The organism is Aeromonas sp. SrichE-2G, assembly GCF_017939565.1.
GTDB lineage: Bacteria > Pseudomonadota > Gammaproteobacteria > Enterobacterales > Aeromonadaceae > Aeromonas > Aeromonas taiwanensis.
In genome coordinates, this window is the sequence record NZ_JAGKRG010000006.1 from 1 (window position 1) to 24,842 (window position 24,842).

Annotated in this window: 22 protein-coding genes and 1 tRNA gene; 14 read left to right on the forward strand and 9 right to left on the reverse strand. The window is 62.4% G+C overall.

Features of this window, described 5'->3' with window-relative positions:
- The first annotated feature begins 179 nt into the window (after positions 1-179).
- Positions 180-256, forward strand: a tRNA-Asp gene (locus J9885_RS09855).
- A gap of 1,298 nt (positions 257-1,554) precedes the next feature.
- Here J9885_RS09855 and J9885_RS09860 read toward each other — a convergent pair.
- The 4 genes from J9885_RS09860 to J9885_RS09875 form a co-directional block, all read right to left on the reverse strand.
- Positions 1,555-2,541 (reverse strand): WYL domain-containing protein, encoded by a 987-nt coding sequence (locus J9885_RS09860; RefSeq protein WP_043756739.1) that lies wholly within the window; start codon positions 2,539-2,541, stop codon positions 1,555-1,557.
- Positions 2,542-2,829: 288 nt separating this feature from the next.
- Complete coding sequence (locus J9885_RS09865) at positions 2,830-3,216, reverse strand: SirB2 family protein (protein WP_210549207.1); 387 nt, start codon at positions 3,214-3,216, stop codon at positions 2,830-2,832.
- A complete protein-coding gene (locus J9885_RS09870; protein WP_210549210.1) occupies positions 3,213-5,069 on the reverse strand; it encodes a monovalent cation:proton antiporter-2 (CPA2) family protein in 1,857 nt (618 codons plus the stop codon). The genes J9885_RS09865 and J9885_RS09870 overlap by 4 nt, the downstream gene beginning before the upstream one ends.
- Positions 5,070-5,106: 37 nt before the next feature.
- Positions 5,107-5,709, reverse strand: coding sequence for an NAD(P)H-dependent oxidoreductase (locus tag J9885_RS09875; protein WP_210549211.1), 603 nt, complete (start codon positions 5,707-5,709; stop codon positions 5,107-5,109).
- Between the two features lie 229 nt (positions 5,710-5,938).
- Between J9885_RS09875 and J9885_RS09880 the strand changes: the two genes are divergently transcribed.
- From J9885_RS09880 to J9885_RS09900, 5 genes are all read left to right on the forward strand, one after another.
- Positions 5,939-6,262, forward strand: coding sequence for a hypothetical protein (locus tag J9885_RS09880; RefSeq protein ID WP_210549213.1), 324 nt, complete (start codon positions 5,939-5,941; stop codon positions 6,260-6,262).
- A gap of 46 nt (positions 6,263-6,308) precedes the next feature.
- Positions 6,309-6,740 carry a DUF411 domain-containing protein gene (locus J9885_RS09885; RefSeq protein ID WP_043756752.1) on the forward strand — a complete coding sequence of 144 codons (432 nt, stop codon included), beginning with the start codon at positions 6,309-6,311 and terminating at the stop codon, positions 6,738-6,740.
- 295 nt (positions 6,741-7,035) lie between these two features.
- A complete protein-coding gene (locus J9885_RS09890; RefSeq protein ID WP_210549215.1) occupies positions 7,036-9,189 on the forward strand; it encodes a S9 family peptidase in 2,154 nt (717 codons plus the stop codon).
- A 543-nt stretch (positions 9,190-9,732) separates the two neighbouring features.
- On the forward strand, positions 9,733-10,704 hold the full coding sequence (locus tag J9885_RS09895) for a TAXI family TRAP transporter solute-binding subunit (RefSeq protein ID WP_042076184.1): 972 nt from the start codon (positions 9,733-9,735) through the stop codon (positions 10,702-10,704).
- An 87-nt stretch (positions 10,705-10,791) separates the two neighbouring features.
- Positions 10,792-13,356 (forward strand): TRAP transporter permease, encoded by a 2,565-nt coding sequence (locus J9885_RS09900; protein ID WP_210549216.1) that lies wholly within the window; start codon positions 10,792-10,794, stop codon positions 13,354-13,356.
- A gap of 369 nt (positions 13,357-13,725) precedes the next feature.
- Here J9885_RS09900 and J9885_RS09905 read toward each other — a convergent pair whose 3' ends face one another.
- The gene (locus tag J9885_RS09905; protein WP_005332188.1) at positions 13,726-13,884 is read right to left on the reverse strand and encodes a hypothetical protein; all 159 of its coding nucleotides are present in this window, start codon (positions 13,882-13,884) and stop codon (positions 13,726-13,728) included.
- Positions 13,885-14,056: 172 nt separating this feature from the next.
- On the opposite strand from J9885_RS09905, the gene J9885_RS09910 reads away from it, so the two are divergent.
- Complete coding sequence (locus tag J9885_RS09910) at positions 14,057-14,683, forward strand: lysoplasmalogenase (RefSeq protein ID WP_043756759.1); 627 nt, start codon at positions 14,057-14,059, stop codon at positions 14,681-14,683.
- Between the two features lie 62 nt (positions 14,684-14,745).
- Here the strand turns inward: J9885_RS09910 and J9885_RS09915 are convergent, their stop codons facing one another.
- Complete coding sequence (locus J9885_RS09915) at positions 14,746-16,299, reverse strand: DHA2 family efflux MFS transporter permease subunit (RefSeq protein WP_210549219.1); 1,554 nt, start codon at positions 16,297-16,299, stop codon at positions 14,746-14,748.
- Entirely contained in the window at positions 16,299-17,351 is a 1,053-nt protein-coding gene (locus J9885_RS09920; protein ID WP_210549221.1) for an HlyD family secretion protein, read from the reverse strand. The genes J9885_RS09915 and J9885_RS09920 overlap by 1 nt, the downstream gene beginning before the upstream one ends.
- A gap of 97 nt (positions 17,352-17,448) precedes the next feature.
- Between J9885_RS09920 and J9885_RS09925 the strand changes: the two genes are divergently transcribed.
- Together J9885_RS09925 and J9885_RS09930 are read left to right on the forward strand one after the other, a co-directional pair.
- Complete coding sequence (locus J9885_RS09925) at positions 17,449-18,351, forward strand: LysR family transcriptional regulator (RefSeq protein WP_134697061.1); 903 nt, start codon at positions 17,449-17,451, stop codon at positions 18,349-18,351.
- A gap of 243 nt (positions 18,352-18,594) precedes the next feature.
- Positions 18,595-18,909, forward strand: a complete 315-nt coding sequence (locus tag J9885_RS09930; RefSeq protein WP_043756772.1) for a DUF2007 domain-containing protein — start codon at positions 18,595-18,597, stop codon at positions 18,907-18,909.
- A 17-nt stretch (positions 18,910-18,926) separates the two neighbouring features.
- On the opposite strand, the gene J9885_RS09935 is transcribed toward J9885_RS09930, so the two are convergent.
- Positions 18,927-20,210 carry a dicarboxylate/amino acid:cation symporter gene (locus tag J9885_RS09935; protein WP_167576919.1) on the reverse strand — a complete coding sequence of 428 codons (1,284 nt, stop codon included), beginning with the start codon at positions 20,208-20,210 and terminating at the stop codon, positions 18,927-18,929.
- Positions 20,211-20,418: 208 nt separating this feature from the next.
- Here J9885_RS09935 and J9885_RS09940 point away from each other — a divergent pair, with 208 nt between their 5' ends.
- Positions 20,419-20,664: a YecH family metal-binding protein gene (locus J9885_RS09940; protein WP_134697063.1), complete on the forward strand. Its 246-nt coding sequence runs from the start codon at positions 20,419-20,421 to the stop codon at positions 20,662-20,664.
- 102 nt (positions 20,665-20,766) lie between these two features.
- Positions 20,767-21,366 (forward strand): YhgN family NAAT transporter, encoded by a 600-nt coding sequence (locus J9885_RS09945; protein ID WP_043756783.1) that lies wholly within the window; start codon positions 20,767-20,769, stop codon positions 21,364-21,366.
- Between the two features lie 36 nt (positions 21,367-21,402).
- Here the strand turns inward: J9885_RS09945 and J9885_RS09950 are convergent, their stop codons facing one another.
- Positions 21,403-22,380 (reverse strand): LysR substrate-binding domain-containing protein, encoded by a 978-nt coding sequence (locus J9885_RS09950; RefSeq protein WP_210549223.1) that lies wholly within the window; start codon positions 22,378-22,380, stop codon positions 21,403-21,405.
- A gap of 293 nt (positions 22,381-22,673) precedes the next feature.
- On the opposite strand from J9885_RS09950, the gene tatA reads away from it, so the two are divergent.
- The 3 genes from tatA (at position 22,674) to J9885_RS09965 (ending at position 24,842) form a co-directional block, all read left to right on the forward strand.
- Positions 22,674-22,838, forward strand: a complete 165-nt coding sequence (gene tatA, locus J9885_RS09955) for a twin-arginine translocase TatA/TatE family subunit (protein ID WP_043756790.1) — start codon at positions 22,674-22,676, stop codon at positions 22,836-22,838.
- A 10-nt stretch (positions 22,839-22,848) separates the two neighbouring features.
- Positions 22,849-23,151 carry a YfcZ/YiiS family protein gene (locus J9885_RS09960; protein WP_043756792.1) on the forward strand — a complete coding sequence of 101 codons (303 nt, stop codon included), beginning with the start codon at positions 22,849-22,851 and terminating at the stop codon, positions 23,149-23,151.
- A 227-nt stretch (positions 23,152-23,378) separates the two neighbouring features.
- On the forward strand, positions 23,379-24,842 hold the full coding sequence (locus J9885_RS09965; RefSeq protein ID WP_210549225.1) for a lytic transglycosylase F: 1,464 nt from the start codon (positions 23,379-23,381) through the stop codon (positions 24,840-24,842).

Consider the following 24,842-nt stretch of genomic DNA (forward strand, 5'->3'; position numbering starts at 1 on the left):
CCATGCCGAACTCAGAAGTGAAACGCTGTAGCGCCGATGGTAGTGTGGCATTCGCCATGCGAGAGTAGGACACTGCCAGGCACCCAATTAAACAGTGATGTGCAAAATCACGTTACTGGCTGCGAGGATGACACCTCACAAACAAGCAGCAACAGCTTTAGCGAAAGCTAACCGAATGCGGAGCGGTAGTTCAGTCGGTTAGAATACCGGCCTGTCACGCCGGGGGTCGCGGGTTCGAGTCCCGTCCGCTCCGCCACTAACAAGAAGCCCAGTCGACAGACTGGGCTTTTTTCTTTTCTGAATGTTCCCATCCCCCAAGTCCGTCCCCGCGAGAAGGTCTTTTGCTTAACAACCAGTCAGCGTTAGAGCGGTACGCGATGCTTTCTGCTTTACCTAACAATTGCCCCTTGTATCCTACCGCTGGCCACGTCCTGGGCGCTCTGAGTGATACTTCAGGCCCCTCTGATAGCTCTAGGGATGAAGGAATATAGGAAAGCAGGTTGAAGTCCTGCCAGGCCGCTTGTGGCGGCAGCGATCTGGAGCCCCGCGTGTCAGGCTATCACTCCCAGTCAATGTCAGCTGTCATATCAGGTACTGGCTCAGAGCTTGATGACCTGCCCGCAGGCCTATGACCATGGGGCCTTCTCAGGCGCTGATTCGCTATCTTGGGAATGATGCTGTGGTAGACAGATAAAGAAAAGGGGACGGCGTCTGCCGTCCCCTCAAGTCATGTCGCCCAGTCCCTGAACTGCCATGCTCCCTGCAATCCTTGACTCTATCCTTTCCTTTGGAATTTCCCCTTCCCACTCCGTTGGGGTGTCCTGTGGCCATCCTAGCCTGGCAATCGATCCTGATTGCTTCACCCTCTCCATCCTGGAGGTGTCCATTACCACATCCCGTGGTGTTCCATGTGTCGTCCTGACAGATAACCACCCTGGTTATCTCGCTTCATCCTGAAGCTGGTTCCTGCCGCTTCCTGCCGCTTACTGCGGGGTTCCCTTGCCATCCTTGAGAGTGACTATCCGTGCCACTCATCCTCGTCCCGAGGTGTCCAGCGACCGCATCCCGCGGTTGTCCTGTCTATCCTTGCGATAACCATCCAGGTCATCGGCCTCATCCCGAGGTGTTCCTTGTCCACGTCCTGTGGATTATTCCATGATTATGCGCTGTTTCTGCATCCTGCCGAATCAGCTCGTCCTTGTGAGACCCATACTAAGGCAATCGAGCGCATCTACAAGGCATCTGAAGTCATTGGAATCGATTGGCTGGCGAACTAAGGTGTGATGATGATATAGATTTTCCATCTATATCAGAAGCTTAATTAGTTTCCGTGGAAAGCATGCCGTACCCTGGATGGCTTCACGCACGGTTCAAAACTGAGGGGGCTTACAGGGGGAATGGCAGATCTCTCACAAGCAGAAAATGGCAGGAAAACGATAGTACAGCGGGTTCAATCAGGGGAGTAAGAGTTAAAAATTAATTGAATAAATATGTGTGAAAAACAGACAAAAGCCGAGCGCAGGCTCGGCTTTTCATCATGGATGGCTGGGGAGATCAGCTTACTCGGGTACCCGGTGTCGGATATGCCTTGCGCAGGGACTCGGGGGCCAGAACTTCCAGGTTGCCGCTCATGTTGTTCAGCCAGGAGCGAAACTCGGGTGTGTCCTGCACTTCGGTCTCGACCACCACGCTGCGTTTGTCATAGCGGGTCATTCGCGGGTTGTGTCCCGGGATTTGTCCGTCGATCAGGGTCGGGCAGTTTGCATCGATGCGCCCGACGAAGCGGATCGGGCCGCTAACGTCCTGATAACCCTGGTCGCGGATCAGCTTCTGGATATTGAAGTCCTTCGGCTGGGTCGCGCTGAAGTTGGTCAGCTCCACGTTCTTGATGTGATCGAACGGAATGCCATAGACCTTGGGATCCAGCTCGGACAGGGTGCAGAGCAGGATAGGGCCATCGGTCTGGTTCAGGATGCCGAGGGGATTGATGCGGTCATAACAGAGCCACACGGTGCGCTCCTTGATGACACGCTGGATCTCGGCGCTGAACTTGCGGCCGCGCCAGAGGGCGTCGCGGATCAGGGTGCTGCGACGGATCTCCGGGTTGCCGGCAAACGGACGCGGCGACTGATGCACGCTCTCCAGCCAGCGTTCGGCCAGTTCGCTCTGGCTGTCGCGGATCACCTGGCCGGCCTTGTCGACCAGCGGGTTCAATTCGGTCAGCACGCTGGCCGGCAGCAGTTGGCTCGCCTGGTCGCTCCAGGTCTTCAGCGCTACTGCCAGGGAGAGCGGCATGATGTTGGCAAAGTCGTTGAGACCGTGTCGTTCGAAGCACCAGCCATGGGGCTTGCTGCGCTCATCGGAGGTGAGATCGAACAACCCCATGCCGGACATCTCTTCCAGGTCCCGTTGCACGGTACGGAGACTGACGTGAATGCCTTCCTCTTCCAGTTTTACCTGGAGTTGGCTGGCGGTCAGCTTGTAAGGGCGGTGCGGGATGCAACGCGCCAAGGTCAGTTGTCGTAACAGCTTCTTACTCATGGTGCTTGCCTTCACTGGTTTAGCGTTGAGTGTATCCTAGCCATGGGTTGCGACAGTCTATGTCGCAAGTTTTGCTGCGACAACTGTCGCCATTTTCATACATAATCTTGCAAGTTATTGATAATAAATGTGAATCATCAATATGGAGGGGTTGTTTGAGGCTTGTTTTGGTTGAAATAAAGTCTTGTCAGGGTTGTCGCCGCCGTGATGGCTGCGAGGAAATGAGGATCAAACGGAGATACAGAGGAGCGGGAGAGGGGGGAGAGAAGCCTCCCCCCCAGGAGGTCATCAGGCCAGCCAGGACCAGGGAGACTTGGTGAGGGCGGCGCCCACCATGTAACCGAATACCACCAGGGCGGCGATACCTGCCAGCACCTTCTGGCCGCGGGCCGGGCGCTTGAGCGCCATGACGCCGAGGCCGATGTAGACCACCAGGGCGATCAGCTTGGCCATCAGCCAGGGTTGCTGACCCGGGCTCATCTGCAGCGTCACCGCCAACAGCACGCCAAGCAGTAGCAGGAAGGTGTCGTTGACGTGGGGCAGCACCTTCAGCCACTTCTGCTGCAGGCGAGCACTGCCCCCGAGGGCCAGCAGCCAGCGATAGAGGAACAGCAGCAGGCTGACCAGGGCCAGGGTCATGTGCAGGTGTTTGAGCAGGGGATAATAGGCAATCATATTGCTTCCTTGTCGTTGTCGGGCAGACCGCTGTTCCAGTTGTGGGCGTGGGTACGCTCCTGTCCTTCCTGATCGTCTTGCAGCAGGTCGGAGAGGATCTCGCGGTATTGCAGGCTCTTGTTGATATAGGTGTGCTCGTCGTCCAGGTAGTTGACCTGCTCGCGCAGCAGCCGGTTGTCGTACTGCTTGAACATCTGGCCGGCGCGCCAGGCCTGGTTGGCCCGGAATCCCAGCTGGGTCAGTGCCTCGACCCCCAGATCCACCGCCGATCCCAGGGTCTCCCGGTGCACGCTGTCGATGCCCTGGCGCAGGATCTCGTGGGCATGGGGTCTGTCCTGGGCGCGAGCCAGGATCCTGAGGTGCGGGAAGTGCTTCTTCACCAGCTCGATCACGGCGATGGAGGTGGCCGGGTCGTTGATGGAGAGCACCAGCAGCTTGGCCTTGTGGGCACCGGCGGCATGGAGCAGGTCGAGCCGGCTCGCATCGCCGTAGAATACCTGATAGCCGTACTTGCGCAGCATCTCGATCTGGCTGGCGTCCTGCTCGAGAATGGTGGTGCCGATGCCGTGGCCGTGGAGCAGGCGCCCCACGATCTGCCCGAAGCGGCCGAAGCCGGCGATGATGACGGGGTGCTCCACCAGTTCCGGCTGCTCGTGTTCGGGGGCATCGCTCTGGTTGCGGTAGTCGAACCAGGGCTGGATCACCCGATCGTTGAGGATCAGCAGCAGAGGCGTCAACGCCATGGAGAGGGCCACCACCAGGGTCAGCAGGGAGATGGTCTCCCCCGGCAGCACCTTGTTCTGGGCGGCGAACGAAAACAGCACGAAGGCGAATTCCCCACCCTGGGCTAGGGCCAGGGCAAAGGTCCAGCGCTGGCTCGGCGAGATGCGGATGGCGAAGCCGAGCCCCATGAGCACCAGCCACTTCAACACCATCAGGCCGAGCACCAGGGCCGGGATGAGCAGGGGATGGGCCGCAAACAGGCTGAAGTCGATGCCGGCCCCCACGGACATGAAGAAGAGGCCTAGCAGCAACCCCTTGAACGGCTCTATGTCTGCCTCCAGCTCGTGGCGATACTCGCTGTCGGCCAGCACCACACCGGCGAGGAAGGATCCGAGGGCGGGGGAGAGCCCCACGGATTCCATCAGCACCGCGATGGCGATCACCAGCAACAGGGCGGCGGCGACGAAGATCTCCCGCATATGGGCCTCTGCGATGGCGCGAAACACCGGCCGCATCAGGTAGTGGCCGCCCAGCACTATGCCGGCGATGGCGGCCACCACCAGCAGGCCGTGCTGCCAGCCGGCGAGTTCCGATCCGCCGTTGCTGGCGATCGGGGCGATGGCCAGCAGCGGCAGTATCGCCAGTATGGGGATGACGGCGATGTCCTGGAACAGCAGCACCGCAAAGCCGGAGCGGCCGCTCTCGCTCTGCATCAGCCTGCGTTCCTGCAGGCTCTGCAGCACGATGGCGGTGGAGGAGAGCGCGAGAATGAGGCCGATGGCCAGCCCCTGTTGCCAGGGCAACCCGATGAGGCTGGCCACCCCGGTCAGGACGGCACTGGTGAGCAGTACCTGCAGGCCGCCGGTGCCGAGGATGGGCCCCTTCAGTTGCCACAGCAGCGCCGGGCGCAGCTCCAGGCCGACCAGAAACAGCATCAACACCACTCCGAACTCGGCGAAGTGCATCACATCTTTTTGCTCACCCACCAGCCCGAGCAGGAAGGGGCCGATGATGATGCCCGCCAGCAGGTAGCCGAGCACGGAACCCAGCCCCCAGCGCTTGGCCAGCGGCACCGCGATCACCGCGGCACAAAGATAGATCAAGGCGTCAAACAGCAGTCCGTGTCCCATCAGTGATTCCTCCGCCCTTGTGGTCTTGTCTCTTGCCTCATGATGACAGCCCCCCCAGGAGATCGCGTAGGTAGGAGGTGCCGGTGAGCTGGGCCGGGGTCAACTGCTCGTCCCGCAGGGCGCACAGGAGCTGACGATAGTCCTGGCCGCAGCGACGAAGTGCCTCCGGATCCCGCATCTTGTGAAAGGAGTGCAGCACAAAGGGGGGCAGCCAGGTCATGCCGCACAGCTGCGCCGTCTGCTGAAAAGGGAGCAGGAAGTCGAGCAGCGGGCGCTGGTTGTAACCGGCGCTGCAATAGGATTCGGGAGCGCCCCCCGTGGTGATGGCCGAGAGCCACTGCTTGCCGCTGAGGGCATGGGCCTCGGGGCCGTAGGCGTAGCCATACTCCAGCACCAGATCCATCCACTCCTTCATGATGGCGGGGCAGGAGTACCAGTAGAAGGGGTGCTGGAAGACGATGATGTCGTGGTTCGACAGCAGGGTCTGTTCCCGCTTCACGTCGATGTACATGTCCGGGTAGTGGTGGTAGAGGTCGTGCAGGGTGATACCCTCCAGACCGTCGATCGCCTGCAGCAGCTGCCTGTTTGCCCGGGAGCTCTGCAGTGCCGGGTGAGAGAAGATAACCAGAATGCGTTTCATGGGGTCATAACCTGAAGGGAAGGACTCGGCAAAGGTGCATCGAGTTGCGACGTTATCAAGAAGCGCCCCGGCTCGCCACTGTCCATGTCGACTGACGGGGCGTTCACACCAGGGCCGGCGCCGATTTGCCTCTATTGCCTCTTCTTTTGATCTCCCTCAGGTGACGGGCTTGACCCTCACCCTGGGCCAGGGGTTACCATAGCCCCATCTTTCGTCAATGAGTCCTGTCATGGTCCTGACCCGTCGCCAATTCGCTCGCGCCCGCCGCTGGCTCCCCCTGTGGGGCCTGCTGATGGTGCTGATGTCGTTTGGCAGCCAGGCCGCCACGGATCTCTGTACCCTGACGCCCCATTGCAGCCAGAGCGAACGCACCCTGGAGAAGGCCATGCCCTGCGGCAGCTTCACCTCGGCCCTCGCCATGACGGTGCTTGCCAGCGATAGCCTGACGGTCGCAAGACTTGAGCCTGACGCGCCAACCTTCGTCTCCCCCTCCCTGTTCACGCCGGATGCGCCGCTGGAGCGGCTGGAACGCCCGCCCCGTCACCTCTGCTGAGTCGATCCCCCCTTTTCTGGGCATTTCTTCTTATCCGAGGTGAGTTATGTACAAGTCCCTGTTACTGGCCGTGCTGGCCAGCACCATCAGTCTGTCTGCCCTGGCAACCGAGCAGATGACCGTCTACAAGTCCAAGTATTGCGGCTGCTGCAAGACCTGGGTCAAGCACATGGAAGAGAACGGCTTTGAGGTCAAGGTCGTGGAAACCGAGCAGCTCGATCCCATCAAGCAGCAGCACGGCATTACGCCACAGCTGGCTTCCTGCCACACCGGGGTGGTGAATGGCTATGTGGTGGAGGGGCATGTGCCCGCTGCCGACGTGCAGAAGCTGCTCAAGGAAAAACCGGCGATCCGCGGTCTGACCATTCCGGGCATGCCCCAGAGTGCGCCGGGCATGGATATTCCGGGCCAGCCCTATGAGGTGCTGAGCATCGACAAGGAGGGCGCGACCAAGGTCTGGTCGAGCTATCCCGGCTGATGCAGGCTGACCCTGAGCGGGCACACTTTCATCATGTGAGGCACACCTGAGCGAGCCCGTGCCGCCCATGGTCAGCAAGAGGGGCCGCCATCGCGAGATGGCGGCCCTTTTTCGTCGATTTGGGGGGAATGTCAGGGGATCGCTTGCAACCCAGAACGACAAGGGGCAGATTGAACGCCAATTTGTTTTCTCAGGGACGATGCCCTCCCGTCAGCCTTGCCGTTGGGTGGCGCGATCGTCGATGCATGGCGTTCCCCCGGGGCCGTCAGCCCTGTTACCGCGCAGAGGATGCGACATGTTTACCTTTTCCCGAGGGTTGCTGCTGGCTTGCCTGCTTGCCGCACCCTGTACCCATGCCAATGAAGAGCCAGCCATGCCTACAAGCGATACCTCCCCTTCGTCCACCCTGCTCCCCCCGGTAGCGGCCAAGCACCCTCACACACTCAAGAAGCACGGGGATACGCGGGTCGACAACTACTACTGGCTGCGCGACGACGAGCGGCAGAATCCCGAGGTGCTGGACTATCTCAAGGCCGAGAATGCCTATACCGAGGCCATGCTCAAGCCGGCCAAGCCGCTGCGCGACCAGCTCTACAAGGAGATGGTGGCCCGCATTCCCCAGCAGGATGAATCCGTCCCCTACGTGAAGAATGGTTACCGCTACCAGACCCGCTACGAGCCCGGCAAGGAGTACGCCATCTACTCCCGCAGCAAGGTGGACGGGGATGGGGCCCAGAGCCTGCTGCTGGACAGCAACCAGCGTGCCGAGGGCCACGAGTTCTACTCCCTGGGCGCCCTGGAGGTGAGTCGCAACAACCGCTGGATGGCGGTGGCGGAAGATTTCCTCTCCCGCCGTCAGTACCAGGTGCAGTTCCTGGATCTGGAGAGCGGCACCTGGGCCGCCGACAAGCTCGAGAACACCTCGGGCAACCTGGTGTGGGCCAACGACAGCAAGACGGTGTTCTACGTGCGCAAGCACCCCCAGACCCTGCTGCCCTATCAGGTCTATCGCCACGAGCTGGGCACGGATCCCGCCAGGGATCAGCTGGTCTATGAGGAGAAGGACGACAGCTTCTACGTCAGCCTCTACGCCACCACCTCGGAAGACTTCATCGTCATCAATCTCTCCAGCACCACCACCAGCGAGGCGCGGCTCATCGACGCCAACACCCCGGTGCAGGCGCCGCGCCTGTTCCTGCCCCGGCAGGCGGATCACGAGTACAGCCTGGATCACTATCGCGGCCGCTTCTATGTGCGTTCCAACAAGGACGGCAAGAACTTCGGCCTGTACGAGACCAAAGAGAGCCCGGTGGATCGCTGGAAGGCGGTGATCGCCCCCAATCCCGACGTGCTGCTGGAGAGCTACGCCCTGTTCAAGGAGTGGCTGGTGCTCGAGGAGCGCAGCCAGGGGCTGACCCGGCTGCGCCAGGTCAACTGGCAGAGCGGTGAGCAGAAGGAGATCGCCTTCGACGATCCCGCCTACGTCACCTGGCTCGCCTACAACCCGGAGCCGGAAACCAGTGCCCTGCGTTACGGCTACTCCTCCATGACCACGCCGTCCTCCACCTATGAGCTCGACATGGACAGCGGCAAGCGCACCCTGCTCAAGCAGCAGCCGGTGGCGGGCTTCAAGGCCGAGCAGTATGCCAGCGAGCGGCTCTGGATCGCCGCCCGCGACGGCGTCAAGGTGCCGGTCTCCCTGGTCTATCGCAAGGACAAGTTCAAGCACAATGGCCAGAACCCCTTGCTGGTCTACGGCTACGGTTCCTATGGCGCCAGCATGGATCCGGACTTCAGCAGCTCTCGTCTGAGCCTGCTGGACCGGGGCTTCGTCTATGCCATCGCCCACATCCGGGGTGGCGAGGAGCTGGGTCGCGCCTGGTATGAAGACGGCAAGCTGCTGAAGAAGCAGAACACCTTCAATGACTTCATCGACGTCACCGAGGCGCTGGTGGCCCAGGGCTATGGTGCCAGGGATCAGGTCTATGCCATGGGGGGCAGTGCCGGCGGCCTGCTGATGGGGGCCGTCATCAACCAGGCGCCCCAGCTCTATCGCGGCGTGGTGGCCCAGGTGCCCTTCGTCGATGTGGTCACCACCATGCTGGACGAGTCCATTCCCCTCACCACCGGCGAGTACGACGAGTGGGGCAACCCGAACCAGAAGCGCTACTACGACTATATGAAGTCCTACAGCCCCTACGATCAGGTCAAGGCGCAGGCCTACCCGAATATGCTGGTGACCACGGGTCTGCACGATTCCCAGGTACAGTACTGGGAGCCGGCCAAGTGGGTGGCCAAGCTGCGGGAGCTGAAGACAGACGACAACCAGCTGCTGCTCAGCACCGACATGGACGCCGGCCACGGGGGCAAGTCGGGCCGTTTCAAGGCCTATGAGGATATCGCCCTGGAGTTCGCCTTCATTCTGGAGCTGGCCGGCAGCAAGGCGTGACCCTCGGCATCGAATGAAAACGAGTTGTAACAGACCCCCGATCCGGCAGCGGATCGGGGGTCTTGCGTTATGGCGATGACCGCGTCTTCGACATCGCGATTATGCTGTATATGGTCGCCGTTTCGAGATAACACACCAGGCTTGCAATCCCTGCCAGCAAAGGGTTACGAAAGAATCTGATGACTTTTTTTATTGCTTCCATTCGATGGCACATCTAATTAATCTGCCATTGAGAAATGAATGATCCGCTTCAAAATTCTCGCTATTTAAATCCGCCATTTTGCTGTTTTGTTTGATTTATGTTGGCGTTATGTGCTTAATCGGGGCGTTGATGCTTTTGAACTGACCTGGTCGTGGTCAGATCATCTCCGATCGGCATGACGCTGATTATCTCACCGCAGGATGATGGTGGCTTATGGAAGAGCGCGTGTCGCTCGACCATTTCCTCGTACGAGGCTGTATAGGCAATCCCGTCGCAGAGCGGGCCTGCCTCATAATCACCCGGGAAACGGGTGGGATTAATCAATGAAAAGGATGAAGAACATGAAAGGATTATCCTTGGCGTGCGCCTTGTCGGCGGCCCTGGTCGGTGTCTCATTTGGTGGTCCGGTACAGGCGCAGGAGCGCTTCGTGACCATAGGCACCGGCGGTCAGACCGGCGTTTACTACGTGGCGGGCCAGTCCATCTGCCGCTTCCTCAACCGCGGCGCCGCCGATCACCAGATCAAGTGCAACGCACCGGCCAGCGGTGGCGGTGTTGCCAACGTCAACGGCATCCGCTCCGGTGAGTTCAACTTCGGCATCATGCAGTCCGACCACCAGTACAAGGCGATGAAGGGCGTCGAGCCGTTCAAGGCCGAAGGGGCCATGGACGACATCCGTGCCGTCTTCTCCCTGCAGAGCGAAGTGTTCACCATCCTGGCCCGCAAGGATGCCAAGGTAGCCGGTTTCGACGATCTGAAGGGCAAGCGCGTCAACATCGGTAACCCGGGCTCCGGCCAGCGTGACACCTTCGAAGAGATCATGGCCGTGAAGGGTTGGGACAAGTCCGCCTTCAGCCTGGTCTCCGAGCTGAAACCCGCCGAGCAGGCCTCCGCCCTGGGTGACAACAACATCGACGCCATGAGCTACTTCGTCGGCCACCCGAACGGCGCCATCCAGGAAGCCTCCACCACCACCGACACCGTGCTGGTGCCGGTGACCGGCCCCGAGATCGACAAGCTGCTGGCCGAGAAGAGCTACTACAGCAAGGCCGAAATCCCGGGTGGCCTGTACAAGGGCAGCCCGAACCCGACGCCGTCCATCGGCGGCAAGGCCGTGCTCTCCACCAGCGCCAAGGCCGATCCGGAAGTGGTCTACCAGCTGGTCAAGTCCGTCTTCGACAACCTGGATCGCTTCAAGCGCCTGCACCCGGCCTTCGCCGACCTGAAGGAAGCCGACATGATCAAGGTGGGTCTCTCCGCCCCGCTGCATGAAGGCGCGGTGCGTTACTACAAGGAGCGTGGCTGGATGTAATCCGGCTGCGGCTTCGGATGTGCCCCTGACTCGCTCCTCCTTCGGGGGAGCGAGTCTCGTTTATTGCAGCACCAACAGAGTCACACTATGCAGCAAACACAACAACAAGAGGCGCTCTCGGCCGAGGAGCTGATCGCCCAGGACGTGGGAGCCCGCCTGCCGGTGGGCACGATGAGCTGGATCATCGCGGGCCTCGCGCTGATCTGGTCCCTTTTCCAACTCTGGATCGCTTCGCCGCTGCCGTTTTCTCTCGGCATCGGTGTTCTCAACGACACTGAAACACGCTCGATTCACCTGGCCTTCGCCATCCTGCTCGCCTACCTGGTGTTCCCGGCCATGCGCAGTTCGCCGCGCGACCGCGTGCCGCTCGGCGACATCGCCCTCGGCCTCATCGGGGCCGCCGTCGCCAGCTACCTGTTCGTCATGTACGACCAGCTGGCCCAGCGCCCCGGCAACCTGACCACCATGGACTTCGTGGTCGCCTGTGTCGGCGTTCCGCTCCTGCTGGAAGCCGCCCGCCGCGCCCTCGGCCCGGCCCTGGCGGTGATCGCCATCGTCTTCCTGGCCTACAGCCTGGCCGGCCCCTGGATGCCCTCCCTGCTGGCCCACCGCGGGGTGAGCCTGCATGCGCTGGCGAACCACCAGTGGATCACCACCGAAGGGGTGTTCGGCATCGCCCTCGGGGTCTCCACCAGCTTCGTCTTCCTGTTCGTGCTGTTTGGTGCCCTGCTCGAGCGTGCCGGCGCGGGCCACTACTTCATCCAGCTCGCCTTCAGCCTGCTCGGCCACCTGCGTGGCGGCCCGGCCAAGGCGGCCGTGGTGGCCTCGGCCCTGACCGGCGTCATCTCCGGCTCCTCCATCGCCAACGTGGTGACCACGGGTACCTTCACCATCCCCATGATGAAACGGGTCGGTTTCTCCAAGGAGAAGGCTGGCGCGGTGGAAGTGGCCTCCTCGGTCAACGGCCAGATCATGCCCCCCGTCATGGGGGCCGCCGCCTTCCTGATGGTGGAGTACGTGGGCATTCCCTATGTGGAGATCATCAAGCACGCCTTCCTGCCGGCGGCCATCTCCTACATCGCGCTGCTCTACATCGTGCACCTCGAGGCGCTCAAGCTCGGCATGGAGCCCATCGGCAACCGTCAGCCGCGCCCCTGGCTGCGTCGTCTGACCGGCTTCGCCTTCGGTGCCGCCCTCATCAGCGGCCTCTCCATGGCGGTTTACTATGGCCTGGGCTGGCTCAAGCCGGCGCTGGGTGACTATGCCCTGCCGGGGATCAGCGTGCTGCTGGCCGCTGCCTACCTGGGACTGCTGAAGATAGCCGCGAGCAACGAGCCGCTGCCGTCGGAAGATCCGGACAAGCCCCTGGACGAGCTGCCGGAGACCCGCGCCGTGCTGCTCTCCGGCCTGCACTTCCTGCTACCCGTGGTGGTGCTGGTGTGGTGTCTGATGGTGGAGCGCCTCTCCCCCGGCCTGTCGGCCTTCTGGGGCTCGGTGATGCTCATCATCATACTGCTGACCCAGCGTCCGCTGCTGAACTGGCTGCGCACGGACGGCAAGCATGACTACGGTAGCTTCACCGACGGTATGGTGGACCTGCGCGAGGGGCTGATCGCCGGTGCCCGCAACATGATCGGCATCGGCATCGCCACCGCCACCGCCGGCATCATCGTCGGGGCCGTCTCCCAGACCGGGGTTGGCCTGGTGCTGGCGGATCTGGTGGAGTTCCTCTCCATGGGCAACCTGCTGCTCATGCTGATATTGACCGCACTGCTGAGCCTGATCCTCGGCATGGGGCTGCCCACCACCGCCAACTACATCGTGGTGTCGAGCCTCCTGGCGCCGGTGATCGTCACCCTGGGGCAGCAGAACGGTCTCATCGTGCCGCTCATCGCCGTGCACCTGTTCGTGTTCTACTTCGGCATCATGGCGGACGTGACCCCGCCGGTGGGGCTGGCCTCGTTCGCTGCGGCCGCCGTCTCCAAGGGCGACCCCATCAAGACCGGGATCACGGCGTTCTACTACAGCCTGCGCACCGCGGCGCTGCCGTTCCTGTTCATCTTCAACACCGACCTGCTGCTCATCAACGTGGACTTCGCCCACGGCGTGATGATCTTCATCGTGGCGACCATCGCCATGCTGATTTTCGCCGCCGCTACCCAGGGCTACTTCCTGGTGAAGAGCCGCTGGTACGAGAGCGTGCTGCTGCTGCTGGTGGCCTTCACCCTGTTCCGCCCCGGCTTCTGGATGGATCTGCTGCACGACCCCTACCGTGACACGGCACCGGTCGAGCTGGTCCAGACCATGGGTCAGGTGGAGGCAGAGAGTACCCTGCGCCTGCGCATGGAAGGGGAGGACGCGGTGGGCAAGCTGCGCCGCTTCACCGTGCTGTTGCCGGTGCCGGATGGCGCGAGCGGTGAGGACCGTCTGGCCAAGCTGGGGATCCAGACCTATGAGCAGGATGGCAAGATCCTGATCGATACCGTGACCTTCGGCAGTCAGGCCGCCGAGCTGGGGCTGGAGATGGATCAGCAGATCCTGAGCGTCAAGGCCCCCACCGAACGTTGGAACAAGGAGCTGATGTGGCTGCCTGGCTTCCTGCTGTTCGGCGCCGTGGTCTGGCTGCAACGCCGCCGGGCTGCCCGCCCATAAACCAGTGCAATGAAAAACGGCGCCTTCGGGCGCCGTTTTCTATGGTGGGCTGGGGTCAAGCTGTTTGCAGGCCTGCTCTAAGCCGATGCCCGGAGTATTAGTTGGACTGCTTCTGCTTTTGCAGCAGATCGAGGGTCTGCTGTTCCTGCGGGCTGAGGCCAAGCTGCTCGCAGGCCTGTTCGAATCTGATGCCCGGCATGTGGCACATCGGGATGCCGATGCCGGGAGGATTAGTTGGACTGGGTCTGCTTCTGTTTTTGCAGTTGGTCGAGGGTCTACTGTTCCTGCGGGCTGAGGCCAAGCTGCTCGCAGGCTTGCTCGAAGCTGATGCCCGGCATGTGGCACATCGGGATGCCGATGCCGGGAGGATTAGTTGGACTGGGTCTGCTTCTGTTTTTGCAGTTGGTCGAGGGTCTGCTGCTCCTGCGGGCTGAGGCCAAGCTGCTCGCAGGCTTGCTCAAAGCTGATGCCAAGGTGGCACATCATGATGTCGATGGCGGGCAGGTAGTTGGTCATAGCGTCTTCCATGGTGATCTTCCAGAGCTGTCTCTTATGCCCGAGCCACGAGGGAGGGGCAATTAGACTTTAGGTGTAGGGTGCCATATGTCTCACCCTCTGCCACTGGCCGGGGGAATTTGCTACTCTTGCGTGCACTAAAGGGGTTGCCGCCCGAGCGCGCGCAGTCGGTGAGGAGCAGGGTATGGTATTGAGTTTCTTGATCATCGCATCGGGCTGGTGGCACATCCGCGCGGCCTATGGCTCAGACTCCCGTCAGTTCTATATCAGCAAGCCCCTGACCATGCTGTTCATCATCGCCCTGGCATTCGGTTACCAGAGTGACGATCACAATGGCTCCCATGCCTGGATCCTGCTCGGCCTCTGCCTCTCCTTGGCTGGCGACGTACTGCTGATGTTGCCACGGGATCGCTTCATCCAGGGGCTGGCGGCATTTCTTGTCGCGCACCTCTGCTACATCGTCGGTTTTGCCCAGGGCCCCCTGGTGCTCAAGCTGGTGGACGGCCTGCTGCTGCTGGGGCTGGCAGCCCTGGTGTTCGGCCTGCTGTGGGGCAGTCTTGGGGAGATGCGGATCCCCGTCTTCTGCTACATGCTGGTGATCATCGCCATGGCCTGGGTGGCCGCCGGCGCCTGGCATGCCTCTCTGACCGCCGGCAGCGCCGCTGCCCTGGTGGGGGCGCTGATGTTCCTCTTCTCCGACAGCATGCTGGCCCTCGACCGTTTCCGTCGTCCGTTCCCCCATGCCACGGCCTGGGTGATGACCAGCTACTTCGCCGCCCAGTTCCTGATCGCCGCCTCCCTGGCGGGCTGACCGGCGGGCAGCAATGAAAAACGGGCCTTCTGGCCCGTTTTGCTATTCCATCTCCACCGTTTTCACGCCTCGACCGGTTCGGCATCCGGCGCCCTCGGGGCAGGCTGCTTGAGCAGCAGCATCAGGGCGCTGGCGATGAGCAGGAAGATGCCCATCACGTAGAACACCTGGTTGTAGGCCATGATGGCTGCCTCGCGGCTGATGGTGTTCGACAGCATGGCTCTGGCCTGTTGCTGCGCCAGTGCCGGATCCGAGCCCTGAGCCATCATGCTCTGGGCCAGCTGCAGCAGGTAGCTCTGCCCCTCGATGCTGGTGGCGGCCAGGGTGCTGCCGATCTGGCTGACGTGGGTCCGGGTATCGTTGTCGATCAGGGTCGCGATGATGGCGATGCCGAAGGCGCCCCCCAGGTTGCGCAGCACGTTGAGCAGGGTGGAGGAGGAGGGTATCTCGTCCGGGGTCAGGCTGGCGGTCGCCACCAGGGAGAGGGGCACCATGATGAAGGGCTGCCCCAGCGCCCGCACGATGAGCGACTGGATCAGCTGGGGGCCGGCGTAGTCGGCGCTCATGTTGACGTTCATAAAGCAGCTGATGGCAAAGACCAGAAAGCCGAAGCTCACCAGATAGCGCGGGTCTATCTTGTGGGTCAATTTGGGCACCAGGGGCAGCACCAGCAGCTGGGGCAACCCCATCCACATCAGCACCTCGCCGATTTCCAGGGCGTTGTAGTTGTGGATCTGGGTCATGTAGAGGGGCAGCACATAGATGGAGCCCATCAGGGCCATGCCGAGCACCAGGTAGGCGAAGCAGGCCAGGGCGAAGCGCGGGTTGTGCAGCAGCCGCAGGTTGACCAGGGGGTGGCGGCGCAGCAGCTGGCTGATGACGAAGAACACCAGGGCCACCACGGAGATGACGGTGAGCCGCACAATGAAGCTGGAACCGAACCAGTCCTCCCGGTTGCCCTCCTCCAGCACCACTTCCAGCAGACCCAGCCCCACCGCCATGGTAAGGATGCCGACCAGATCCACCCGCTTGATTACCTCCCAGTCCACCGGCTTCCGGTCCAGGCCGTGGGCCAGCATGGCCATCACCAGCAGTCCCGGCGGCACGTTCAGGTAGAAGATGTAGTGCCAGGACATCTGTTCCGTCAGCCAGCCCCCCAGGGTCGGACCGATGGCGGGGGCGAAGGTGGCGCACAGGCCGAACAGCGCCATGCCGGTGGCCCGCTTTTGCAGCGGCAACAGGCTGACGATGAGGGAGAAGGCCATGGGGATCAGGGCTCCGCCGGTGAAACCCTGCAGCGCCCGAAAGACGATCATGCTGGTGAGGTTCCAGCTGAACGAGCAGAGCACGGAGGCGACGATGAAGGCGCCCGTGGTCCACAGCAGGTAGCGACGAACGCTCAGCCCCCGGCTCAGCCAGCCGCTCAGGGGGATGGCGATCATCTCCGCCACCAGATAGGAGGTGGAGATCCAGGAGCTCTCGCTCAGGGTGGCCGAGAGGGCACCCTGAATGTCCTTCAGGGAGGCGTTGGTGATCTGGATGTCGAGGATGGCCATGAAGGCGCCGATAAGGCCCCCCATGACCGCGATCCAGTTGCGGCGTGGAATGGGTTCCATCAGTGGGCGGCCACCACGGGCTCAGGGGTGCGGGTATCCACTATCACCTCGGTAGAGAGGCCCGGCAGCAGCTTGCCCGCCAGCGCACCCGGCTCCGGGATGCGGATCTTGACCGGCACCCGCTGCACTATCTTGGTGAAGTTGCCGGTGGCGTTCTCCGGCGGCAGCAGGGCGAACTTGGCACCGGTGGCCGGCGCCAGGCTGTCGATGATCCCCTCGACCGGCTGATCCGGGTAGGCATCCAGGATCACTTCCACCTTCTGCCCCGGCTGCATGTGCTGCAACTGGGTCTCCTTGAAGTTCGCCTCGACCCATACCTGCTGCAGCGGCACCAGGCTGGCCACCTGCATGCCGGACTGGACGTAGAGCCCGGCCCGCAGGCTGCGCTTGCCGATGATGCCGTCGGCCGGTGCCCGCAGCTCGGTGTAACCAAGCTCCAGCCTGGCTTGTTCAAGCTGAGCCTCACTCAGGGCCAGCTTGGCCTGGTTCTGCTTGGCTTCGGCATCCAGCACCAGCAGCCGCTCGCGGGCGGCCTGCAGGGCGGCTTTGGCCTCCTGCTCTTGGGCCTGGTTGACCTGCAAGCCGGCGCGCACCTCGTCCAAGCTGTCCTGGGAGCTGTAGTGGCGCTCATTGAGCTGGCTGACGCGGCGCACCTGCTGCTGGGCCCGGACCTGTTCGGCATTGGCGGAGCTGACCTTGGCCTCGGCCTGGCGAATGAGGCTCAGCTGCTGGGTACGGGTGGCGGCGAGATTCTCCGCCGTCGCCTGATTGAGGCGCAGGTCGGCCTCGGCCTCCGCCACCCTGGTCTTGTATTCGCGGTCGTCGAGGCGGGCGATGAGCTGGCCGGCCTTCACCGCCTGGTTGTCGGTCACCAGCACCTCGCTGATGTAGCCGGAGAGCTTGGAGCCGATGCCGGTGACCTCGCTTTGCAGGTAGGCGTTGTCGGTGCTCTCGAAGTAGCGGCCATGTAGATACCAGTAGGCGGCGAACAGCATGCCCAGCAGTGCCAGCAGCAGGGCGGCCAGCAGGGGGATCTTCTTGTGTTGACTCATGATATTGGTTTTCCTGAACTGTGGCGGGCAGGCTAACATCGCGAAACTGTTTCGATTAGTATCCATTCATGAGATATACAGTTTCACTGGTGAGACAATGGACCTGAACGCAGCTCTAATTCTGGTGCGCATCGTCGACAAGGGCTCCTTCACCGCCGCCGCCCAGGAGCTGGGCATGACCAAGGCCACGGTGAGCCGGCGCATCGCCGAGCTGGAGCAGCGCCTCGGGGCGCGGCTGCTCTACCGCTCTACCCGCCAGCTCACCCTGACCGAGGCGGGTGAGCAGTACTACCAGCGCTGCAGCAAGGCGGTGGAGGAGCTGGCCCAGGCAGAACTGATGCTGAGCGCCAGCCAGCAGGAGGTGACCGGTACCCTCAAGCTGGCAGTACCCATCGAGACGGGGCAGCTGGTGGTGGGCAGGCTGGTGGCCAACTTTCTGCAGGCCTATCCGGGGCTGCGGGTGGAGCTGGAGCTGACCAATCGCATCGTGGATCCCATCAGCGAGGGGCTGGATGCCATAGTGCGGGTCGGCGACATGAGCGACTCCAACCTGGCGGCACGACGGCTGTGGAGCACGGAGCGCCTGCTGTGCGCCAGCCCGGACTATTTGGCGCGCAGCCCGGCGATAGGCCGGCCAGAGGATCTGGTGCACCACGAGCGGATCGCGGTCAGCAGCGGCTTTCTGTCCTCTCACTGGTGTTTCGAGCGGGAGGAGCGCGAGGTGCTGGTGGACCCGCCTTCCCGTTTCCAGGTCAACAACATCACCTGTGCCCGGGAGGCGGCCAAGGCCGGGCTGGGGCTCGCCTCCCTGCCCGCCATGCTGTGCCATGATGAGCTGGCGAGCGGAGCTCTGGTGTCGCTGCTGCCCGAGTGGCAGCAACCCAGGGTGCCCATCTACCTGCTGTTTCCGGAGCGGCGGCTGATGCCGCGCAAGTTGAGGGCATTCATCGATTTTCTGGTGGCCAACGGCCCCGAGTATGGCATCGACAAGCTGTTGTGAGCGGCGCCCGGGGGCGGGTGCCGGTGTGGGGATGACAGGGACGGGCCATAGTGGATCACAGACCATCGGACCAGTCGCCCCGGGCGGCATGACTCGGGCGGGAGCCTTGCGATACGGAAATGGTGAAGAGATTTTTCATGGATCACTGGCTTGGCTTGTATCTGGCCTCCCCTTCCCTGGAGGTATACGCCCTGGCATGAGGGTCGCGCTGGCGGCACTGACAAGCGGTTTCGAGGACAACGTATGGATCAGTGGATTAACTTGTATCGGGCTTCCCACTCCCTGGAGGCGCACGCACTCAAAGGGGCGCTGGAGGTGGAGGGAGTCAGGGTGAGGCTGAGCGGTGAGGGGCTCTCCGGCGCGCTGGGAGAGCTGCCGGTGGATCTGCTGCAGGTCACCCTGATGGTGTGCGAGCAGGATCGCAGCAAGGCGGGGCGGATCATCGAACGCTACCAGCAGCGGCAGGGCAACGGCTGGTTGTGTGGTCAGTGCGGGGAGGAGAACGGCGCCAATTTCGACATCTGCTGGCGCTGCCATCACGATCCCCACGACCACTGAGTGCCGCCCGCGCGGCCTCAGCGCAGGGTGAAGTCGATGTCATCTCCCGCGCTGGCGTCGTGGTAGGTGGCGAGATCCAGCTCCTTCTCGCTGCGGGCGATGAGCACGGAAACCAGGATGTCGCCGGAGACGTTGACCGTGGTGCGCGCCATGTCGAGGATCCTGTCTATGCCGGCGATGAGCGCCACCCCTTCCAGCGGCAATCCCACCGCAGTGAGCGTCAGCGTCAGTAGCATGAGCCCGGTGCCCGGCGTCCCCGCCGTGCCGATGCTGGCGAGGGTGGCGATGCTGATGATGGTCAGGTAGTCCACCAGATGAAGATCCACGCCGAAGGCCTGGGCCACGAACAGGGCGGTCACTCCCTGGTAGAGGGCTGTCCCGTCCATGTTGATGGTGGCCCCGATGGGTAGCACCTTGGCGGTGATGGCGGGGGAGACCCCGAGCCGGCGCTCGGCGCAGGCCAGGCTGATGGGCAGAGTGCTGCTGCTCGAGCTGCTGGTGAAGGCCACAGCCTGGGCGTCGACGATGCTCTTGAAGTAGTGCAGCGGATTGAGGCGGGCCAGCAGGATAAGCAGGCTGCTGTAGACGCCGAGCACGTGCAGCAGGCAGCCGAGGTAGACGGCCCCGATCACCTTGAGCAGCGGCAGCAGCAGGCTGACGCCGTATTTGCCGGTCATCCAGGCCATCAGGGCGCAGACGCCGTAGGGGGCCAGTGACATCACCATCTGGGTCAGTTTGAACATCCCCTCCGCCAGGGAAGTGAAGAAGAGGATGGCGGGGCGGCCACGCCGGCCGGTGGCGTTCAGGGCGAGGGCGAGGGCCACGGCGAACACGATCACCTGCAATATCTTGCCATCCACCATGGCCTGCATCGGATTGCGCGGCACCAGGTGGCTCAGCACGCTGGCCAGGGTTGGCTGCTCTGCCATGGCCCCCCGCTCATAGGGACCCATATTGGCACCCATGCCAGGCTCCAGCAGCCAGCCCATCATCAGGCCGATGCAGATGGCGACGGCGGTGGAGCTGAGGTAGAGGGCGATGGCCTTGCCGGCGATACGGTCCAGGCGCTTGCCCTTGAGCAGAGCAGTGAGGCCGGCGATGACGGAGCAGAAGATGAGGGGGACCATCAGCATCTGTATGGTGTTGACGAACAGGACGCCGACGGGTTTGAGCAACAGCGCCTGCTCATTGAAGCAGAGCCCCAGCCCTATCCCGGTCAGCATGCCGAGCAGTGTCTTCAACCAGAGCGGGCGGCGGGTCCAGATCCGCCAGGGTTTGAAGACCAATCCATGGAACAGCATGACGCCAATGTCCTTATTTTCTGTCTGCGATGGCAAAAAGGGGCGCCAGTGTAGCCGTCCCCCCGTCAGGTTGCCACATTATCGACAAAGCGGTGAATACGATCACCCCGGTGGCGCAAAAAAGGGCGCTTTGTTGGCTTATATCAAGATCATGCCGCGGACTTTTGGTTTTAATTGGCATCTGACATGATGATTAACGAGGTTTGAGATGTCCCAGTCGATACACGGCCACGAAGTGATGGAGATGATGCTGGCGCAGGGAGGGCAATTTACCCGGGCCAGCCTGAAGCAGGCGATCGAGACGCACTTTGGCGTCGATGCCCGTTTCCATACTTGCAGCGCGAGCGAGATGGATGCCGAGGCCCTGATCGCCTTCCTGGCCCAGCGCGGCAAGTTCATCGAATCTGACGAAGGGTTCCAGACCCGCGCCGACAAGATCTGCAACCACGGGTGATCCCTGGCGGCGGGCACACCTGGGTGCTCGCCGAATCCCGCCACCTTTGTTATATTTCGCCCTCTTTTCCCCTCTTGTTGAAAGGCTCTGCCTGGGCGTTGTATGGACACTTTTTCCGCTGCCGTCATGCTGTTTCTGATCATGGATCCCCTGGGGAACCTGCCGGTCTTCCTTTCGATCCTTCGCCATGTCGATCCCAAGCGGCGGCGCAAGGTGATGATCCGCGAGCTGCTGTTCTCTCTGGTCATCATGATGGGCTTCCTGTTCGCCGGTCAGCAGATCCTGAGCTTCCTCAACCTGCGCCAGGAGGCGGTCAGCATCGCTGGCGGCATCATCCTCTTCCTTATCGCCATCAAGATGATCTTCCCGAGTCCGGGCGGCGTGACCGGGCTGGCGGCGGGGGAGGAACCCTTCCTGGTGCCCATGGCCATCCCCATGATTGCGGGCCCCTCCATCCTGGCCTCCCTGCTGCTGCTGGCGAACCAGGAGCCGACCCGGATGGTGGACTGGTCCCTGGCCCTGCTGATGGCCTGGGGGGCCAGCGCCGTGATCCTGATGTTCTACGAGCTGTTCAACAAGCTGCTGGGTGAGCGAGGACTCACCGCGGTGGAGCGGCTGATGGGCATGCTGCTGGTGATGATCTCGGTGCAGATGCTGCTGGACGGCGTGCACCACTATCTGGCGGTGACGAACCAGAACTGACGAAGCGGGGCTGAAACAGCCCCGTTTTTTTGCGCGTCAGGCGGCGGTGTCCACCGCGCTGGTGGGGGACTCCAGCTTGCCCATGATGAGGGTGAGCAGGGTCTCCCGCAGCCAGCGGTGCCCCGGATCCTCCTCGTGGCGCTGATGCCAGATGAGCAGGTGGGAGATGCTGTCCAGGGCGATGGGCAGCGGCAGTGGCACCAGGGGGTAGACCTGGGTGGCATGACGGGCATAGAGCCGGGAGAGGGTCACTATCATGTCCGAATGCATGCCCATGCGCAGGGCCGCCTCGAAGGAGGGCACGGTCGCCTCGATCCGGCGGTAGAGATCCAGCTCCGCCAGCTTGTGATCGAGCATCCAGCGATCCCGCCCCTCGCAGTAGGTCTGCACATGGGGGTAGGCGAGGTAGCGGGCGAGATCCCAGCCGGGCTCGCGCAGGGCCGGGTGATCCCGCTGCACCAGGCAGGTGAGATCGTCGATGGTGAGCAGCCGCTGGCAGATGGCGTTGGGCAGGGTGTCGAGCCGGAAGTCCGAGTTGATGCAGTTCTCCCGCACCGTGAAGGCGATGTCCACCTGACCCTGACTCATCTCGGTCAGGCTGTGCTCGGTCCACTCCTCGTAACGCAGCCGGATGCCGGGAGCCTGGCGCTTGAGCTCGCTCAGGTAGAGGGGCGCGAACAGGGTGAAGGCGCTGTCCATGCTGGCGATGACGAACTCCCGCTCCGTGCTGGCCGGATCGAAATCCGGCGGCTGGATCAGGTTGTCCAGGGAGAGCAGTATGGGCTGCAACTGCTGCTGGAGATCCAGGGCGCGGGGGGTGGGGTCCATCCCGTAGGCGGAGCGGACGAACAGGGGATCATCGAAGGTTTCCCGCAGACGGCCGAGGGCCTTGCTGACGGCAGACTGACTCAGGTGAAGGCGGCGGGCGGCCCGGCTGCCATTGCGCTCTTCCAGCAAGACTTGCAGGATAATCAAAAGATTGAGGTCTATGCGCCCCAACTGTTCCAGCAACATGATATGAATCCTCTTCAATTCTTAGATGAATTTATACCATTTGTTTTCATATCTTGGCGATCCTATGCTCAATCCGTCTCTCGCCTTGGTGGCGGCTGGTACAGGATGTAGCGGTTGAGGGGACAAGTAGCACTGATTCATACGGCGACTCCAGGTCGCCGTATTTTTTTGCCTCTAACGTCCGCATCTGAGCGATTTTCCCGCCAACTTGCACCTGCCTTGATTTTGCCCAACAATCGAGGCGCTTTCTTTTGATACAACCTCAGGGTATCTAATCTGTCAGGAGTATCCCTATGGGGCTGGGTGGAATCCATATCTGGCATCTGCTGATCCTGCTCGTCGTCGTGGTGGTGGTGTTTGGCAGCAAACGCCTGGCCGGCGCCGGTGAGGACCTGGGCGCCGCCATCAGAGATTTTCGTAACGCCTTGCGTGACGATGGCAATATCCGGAATAAGTAGGAGTAAACATATGTCTGTAGACGAGAAAGTGGAATTGAACGAGACCTGTGACAGCTGCGGCTGCTTCGCCGAGATCGGGACCATCATCGGCGAGGGTGATGACGTGATGGAGCTGGTGATCGAGGCGGCGGAAGAGGCCGATGCCCGCGCCAAGCTTGCGGCCTATGAGGCGCTGGCCCGGCAGGTGACTGCCGAGGCGAAGAGCAGCAGCGAGCTGAGCCAGGGTGCCCACGGTGTGATCCTGAAGGCCCGCCTGCAATTTACCTGCACCGCCGAGAAACTGATCTTCGAGATGCGTGCCCGCTCGCTCTGAGTTCGTGATGAAACGGCAGGCTCGCCTGCCGTATTGCCCCTCCAATAGCCTTCCCCGTTGTATAGTGAGTTATCCCGCGGACGTTCCCGGTGCCAGAGCGGAACGAGCCGATGGGCGGACGCGCGCCCGCACCGCCATGGCCCCTGCCATGAGGCGCAGGCGCCACAGACGTCGTTCTGCTGACGCTTCCCCCGACGCGAGTCGGCCCACGATGAGGTGGCTGGATCATGATACGGCGATGGATCTGGGCCCTGCTGGCCCTCTGCTCTCTCCCCCTGCTGGCGGCGGATCCCATGCCTCTGTCTGGCGCAACGCCTTCACGTGTCCCGGATGTCAAACCCAAGCTCCTGTCCCAGGCCGGGGATCTCGATCACATCCTGGAGAAGAAGGAACTCAGGGCCCTGGTGGTCTATGAGCGGGGCTTCTTCTTCTTCGACAAGGGGGCCCAGTACGGCATACTGGTCAATCAGCTGCAGGGGTTCGAACGCTGGTTGAACCGGACCTATCTGGCCAAAGATAAACTCAAGCTCAAAATCATCTACATCCCGGTACGCCAGGACAAGTTGCTGGACTACCTCACCGAGGGGCGCGGGGATCTGGTGGCGGCCAACCTGACGGTGACGCCGACCCGGCGCGAGCAGGTGACCTTCTCCCAGCCGCTCATCTCCCCCATCGAGGAGTGGGTGGTGAGCCAGCGGGATCTGCCTGCCTTCAACCGCATCACCCAGCTCTCCGGCCGGCGGATCTGGGTGCGGGCCAGTTCCAGCTATTACGAGAGCCTGCGCCAGCTAAACTGGCTGTTTCGCGAGCTGGGGCTGCCCCCCGTCTACATAGAGACGGTACCCGAGTACCTGCAGGACGGGGACCTGCTGGAGATGGTGGCGGCCGGCATCATCCCGCTGACGGTCACCGACAGCTTCAAGGGGCGGATCTGGCTCGACATGATAGGGGGGCTCAAGGCCCACAGGTTGATCCCGCTGCGGGATCAGGGGCGCAGCGCCTGGGCCCTGCGCAACAACAGCCCGGAGCTGCTCAAGGCGGTGAACGCCTATATTTCGGAGTCGAGCAAGCGCACCCTCTACAGCGACATGACCCTGCGCCGCCTGCTGGCCCAGAGCGACCAGATGAGCAACATACTGGCGCCGGATCCCCTGGGCCGCCTGTCGACCATCCGCAAGGTGCTGGAAACCCAGGCCGACAAGTACGGGCTGGACTGGCTGATGCTGGCGGCCCTGGCCTACAAGGAGTCGGGGCTCAACCCCAATGTCCGCTCCCACCGGGGGGCAGTTGGCATCATGCAGCTGCTGCCGAGCACCGGGGGCGAGGTGGGGATCCGCGGCGCCAGGCTCACCAGCCTGGAGGGGAATGTGGAGGCGGCCTGCCGCTACATGCGGCTCATTCTCGATACCTACTTCAACGACCCCGGGATGGACAGGGTCAACCGCCACCTGTTTGCGCTGGCCGCCTACAACGCGGGCCCGAACCGGGTGAAGGCCCTGCAGGCCAAGGCCGGGGAGCGGGGGCTGGATCCCAACGTCTGGTTCGGCAACGTGGAGCAGCTGGTGGCCAACGAGGTGGGCCAGGGGCCCATCAACTACGTCGGTACCATCTACAAATACTACGTGGGCTACCGCTTCAGCCTGCCCCAGCTGGAGGGCAAGTCGGAGGCCATCGAGGCGGTGCAACCCTGA